An 800-nucleotide genomic window follows, 5' to 3' on the forward strand; every position below is an offset into this window, starting at 1 on the left:
CTAAGTTAGCTGGACATCTATGGACGTCAATCCGAAGCAACGCCGCCGGCACAGCGCGGCGTTCAAGGCGCAGGTTCTGGCCGCCTGCGCCGAACCCGGCGCTTCCGTCGCGGCGGTCGCGCTGTCGTTTGGGCTGAACGACAACCTCGTGCATCAGTGGCGTCGTGGCCGCGGGGCGATTCCCGCGCCACCTCCAKCAAGTGCCACGGTCGAGCGTGCGCGGGAGTTTGTCGAGTTGTCGTTGCCTGCGCCGCCGGCGGCTCCGGCGCCATCGCGCGTGGCGGCCAGTACCGAGACGATCCGACTCGAGTTCAAGCGCGGTGCTCTGGGCGTGAGTGTCACATGGCCGGTCTCGGCGGCGGTCGATTGCGCGGCTTGGCTGCGCGAGCTGTTGCGATGATCCGCATCGACGCCCTCTGGCTTTGCACCCAGCCCTTGGACATGCGTGCCGGCGCCGAGCGCCTGATGGCTCACGTCGTGCATGCCCTCGGCAGTGCTCGTGCGCACCACGGCTACTTGTTCGCCAACGTGCGGGCCACCCGTATCAAGCTGCTCGTGCACGACGGCTTCGGCGTGTGGTGTGCCGCCAGGAGGCTCAACGCGGGGCGCTTCGTGTGGCCGATCGAGAGCAGCGCAGCGACCCCGCTCTCCTTGACGCAGGCGCAGTTCGATGCGCTGGTGGTGGGACTGCCCTGGGAGCGCCTGCCAGAGATGACTGTGATCACCCGTCTATAGCCCTTCGCAGGGAGCGCGTTCACAGCGCAATTCCCAATGACGCGAAGCAGCCGGTCTTGCATGAT

At 67.1% G+C, this 800-nt stretch carries 2 protein-coding genes; both read left to right on the forward strand.

Annotated features, from left to right (window positions below; genetic code table 11):
• The first annotated feature begins 19 nt into the window (after nucleotides 1-19).
• Nucleotides 20-400, forward strand: coding sequence for an IS66-like element accessory protein TnpA (gene tnpA, locus AC1DF3_RS36985; protein WP_478142811.1), 381 nt, complete (start codon nucleotides 20-22; stop codon nucleotides 398-400).
• Nucleotides 397-735: an IS66 family insertion sequence element accessory protein TnpB gene (tnpB, locus tag AC1DF3_RS36990; RefSeq protein ID WP_286538762.1), complete on the forward strand. Its 339-nt coding sequence runs from the start codon at nucleotides 397-399 to the stop codon at nucleotides 733-735. Before tnpA ends, tnpB begins: the two co-directional genes overlap by 4 nt.
• Nucleotides 736-800 lie beyond the last annotated feature (65 nt).

Source organism: Variovorax sp. 10N432 (assembly GCF_056394465.1).